Origin of the sequence: Neopararhizobium haloflavum (assembly GCF_002750855.1) — a bacterium.
Taxonomy (GTDB): Bacteria; Pseudomonadota; Alphaproteobacteria; order Rhizobiales; family Rhizobiaceae; genus Georhizobium; species Georhizobium haloflavum.
This window is the reverse complement of the sequence record NZ_NWUC01000026.1, coordinates 1-2,468: the sequence shown is the minus strand read 5'-3', so window position 1 is coordinate 2,468 and position 2,468 is coordinate 1. Positions and strand designations below refer to the sequence as shown.

General features: G+C 50.8%; 5 protein-coding genes and 2 pseudogenes. 4 read left to right on the top strand and 3 right to left on the bottom strand.

Translation table 11 applies throughout. From position 1 onward, the window contains the following. A partial coding sequence (locus CN673_RS21760; RefSeq protein WP_157928992.1) for an eL38 family ribosomal protein occupies positions 1–256 on the top strand: 256 nt, incomplete at its 5' end. A 101-nt stretch (positions 257–357) separates the two neighbouring features. Here CN673_RS21760 and CN673_RS21755 read toward each other — a convergent pair. Further along, positions 358–777, bottom strand: a pseudogene (locus CN673_RS21755) (50S ribosomal protein L5); the annotation flags it as partial. Between CN673_RS21755 and CN673_RS21750 the strand changes: the two are divergent. Both CN673_RS21750 and CN673_RS21745 read left to right on the top strand, forming a co-directional pair. Next, positions 740–880, top strand: coding sequence for a hypothetical protein (locus tag CN673_RS21750; RefSeq protein WP_210200132.1), 141 nt, complete (start codon positions 740–742; stop codon positions 878–880). The pseudogene CN673_RS21755 and the gene CN673_RS21750 overlap by 38 nt on opposite strands. 120 nt (positions 881–1,000) lie before the next feature. Further along, complete coding sequence (locus CN673_RS21745; protein WP_099868270.1) at positions 1,001–1,549, top strand: S8e ribosomal protein; 549 nt, start codon at positions 1,001–1,003, stop codon at positions 1,547–1,549. Here the strand turns inward: CN673_RS21745 and CN673_RS21740 are convergent. Next, a complete protein-coding gene (locus CN673_RS21740) occupies positions 1,527–1,913 on the bottom strand; it encodes a 60S ribosomal protein L31 (RefSeq protein ID WP_157928991.1) in 387 nt (128 codons plus the stop codon). The two genes, CN673_RS21745 and CN673_RS21740, sit on opposite strands and share 23 nt — an antisense overlap. A gap of 47 nt (positions 1,914–1,960) precedes the next feature. On the opposite strand from CN673_RS21740, the gene rpl37A reads away from it, so the two are divergent. Continuing rightward, on the top strand, positions 1,961–2,239 hold the full coding sequence (gene rpl37A / locus CN673_RS21735; protein WP_099868272.1) for a 50S ribosomal protein L37Ae: 279 nt from the start codon (positions 1,961–1,963) through the stop codon (positions 2,237–2,239). Here rpl37A and CN673_RS21730 read toward each other — a convergent pair. Further along, a pseudogene (locus tag CN673_RS21730) lies at positions 2,223–2,456 on the bottom strand (lipase/acyltransferase domain-containing protein); the annotation flags it as partial. The gene rpl37A and the pseudogene CN673_RS21730 overlap by 17 nt on opposite strands. Between the last annotated feature and the right edge of the window lie 12 nt (positions 2,457–2,468).

The window sequence follows — 2,468 nt, the reverse complement described above, 5'->3', positions numbered from 1 at the left end:
CTTCACGGCGCGGATAATGTCATCCTGTGAGATCGGTTCCTTCCTTGTTTTCGAGCGGGATCTGAGCAATCGGTTCCGCGTGCCACGTCAAATCACTGACATCAAGGAGTTCCTCCTGACCGCCCGCAGAAAGGATGCCAAGTCCGTCAAGATCAAGAAGAACGCTGAGAATGTCAAGTTCAAGATCAGATGCAGCAAATACTTGTACACCCTTGTTGTTGGAGACGTGACCAAAGCCGAAAAGCTGAAGCAATAGTTTCTGCGGGCTTCCTTAGGCTTGGGTGGGAGGATAACACCGTCAAACTTCTGTTGGAACCATTTGATTGATTCCTCTCTCTGCACACGGTGAGAGGGTCCTACTGTTCCCTTAGCACGTCTGCGCTTGGCAACACGCCTTCCGGCACGATCCAGCACAACGTAGAAGTCCATTCCGTAGATACCAATGCTGGGATCGTACTTAAGACCCAAGTCGATGTGTTCTTGAATACCGAATCCGAAACTACCAGTGTTAGAGAAATTCTCACGGTACAACTCGTATTCCTTGACCTTCAGACCCCGGTCGATAATTTCTTCAGCCTTTGGGCCACGTACGGTGCAGTGAACAGCGATCTTTTCATTACGTCTGATACCAAAAGAACGAACGGTGTATCGGGCTTTGGAGAAAACGGGAGTTTGCCCGGTGAGTTGCTCCAATACCTTAGCAGCACGAGTCAGTCTGTCACCAGATTCACCCACACAGATGTTCAGGCAAAGCTTCTGGATCTTCAACTCTCTCATGGGGTTGGCCAGCTTCTTCTCCTTGACCTCGGATGTCAAGGACTGGGGACGTGATGAGGAGGCCCGCAACGTTCTGCTCGAATACCTCAAGAAGCAGAACTAAATCAAGGACTTGGATTGACTTAAACCACCCAATGTTCTGGTTTGGATTGTTGGTTATTTCGTTTTATTAAATTGTCAAAGATGCCGCAAAACGAACACATTGAACTGCACCAGAAGCGACATGGTAAACGTTTCAACCATGAAGAGAAAAAAACGAAAGAAGTTGGCGCGTCAGCCCAAGGTGATCTCCAAAATGGCCAAGAAGCTGAGAGGACAGAAGGCTAAGCTCTTCAACAAAGCCAGATACTCCGAAAAGGTGCAGATGAGGAAGCTGATCAAACAGCATGAAGAAAAGAAACAGACCAGTACAGTTGACGAAGCGCCCGATGGAGCCGTCCCTGCCTATTTGTTGGATCGTCAGAAGCAAGTGGCTGGTAATGTACTCAGTAATTCCATCAAGCAGAAGAGAAAGGAGAAAGCTGGTAAATACGAAGTCCCATTGCCCAAAGTGAAAGCCGTCAGCGACGCCGAAGCCTTCAAGGTGGTCAACACGGGAAAATCTCGACGAAAGGGATGGAAACGAATGTGTACGAAGGTCACATTTGTCGGAGAGAACTTTACCCGAAAACCCGTCAAATTCGAACGCTTCATCCGACCTATGGGTCTACGTTTCAAGAAGGCGCATGTTACCCATCCCTCGCGCCCGCTTAGTCTTCCTGGTCCACGTTGACGGTGGTGAGTTTTTTGAAGTTGGTGACTGGGACGAAGGTTACCAAAGTGTAGAGCTTGTTCTGGCTGTCCTCATCTTCGTTGCGGCGGCGGGACAGACGGACTCGGATTCTGTATGGGACATTCTTGATTCCCTGGCTCCAGATGAACTTGTTCACACGGGTGTCAACACGGACATCGGTGGTTCCCATCTGCTTGGTGGCAAAGTCACGGATGGCTTGGATGGCGCGGGGAGCTCTTCTCTTAAATCCAATTCCGTGGATGTATTTGTGCAAGTGAACGGTGTATTCACGAGTCACCAGCTTGTTCAAAGCGTTCTTCGACTTACGGTCGGTCTTCTTGCCGCCGCTCGAGAAGAACACCATGGCCTCCGTCGCTGTCGATCCCCCAGCCTGCCAGGTCCCCGCCGCCGGTGGAACCTCCACCCACCAGCTCAACAACTCGGGCGCCATACGGAACCAGATATGGTGCCTCCCTGAGAAAGACCGTCAAGAAGATGGAAGTCTCCCAGCACTCCAAGTACACCTGCTCATTCTGTGGAAAGGAAGCCATGAAGAGAACCTGTGTTGGTATCTGGAAGTGCAGCAAGTGCAACAAGGTTGTCGCTGGAGGAGCCTACGTCTATGCCACCACAGCCGCTGCCACCGTCCGCTCAACCATCCGTCGTCTTCGTGAAACCAAGGAGTTGTAGATGGTGAGCTGGTGAAGCTCCGCTGCATGGCGCGCAGTTCGCTGGGAGGCAGGAGGATCCGATAGTAGTCCATGTTGTAGCCGGAGGCGTACAGTTTCACAATCTGCATGGATCCGCCCCAGGCACCGGCCAACGAGACATGAGAATGGATATATTTGTCCTTCCACATCTGATCCACAAAATTATGATAAAAATAGTTCATCATCGGATTTCCCATGCTGTGAGCGAG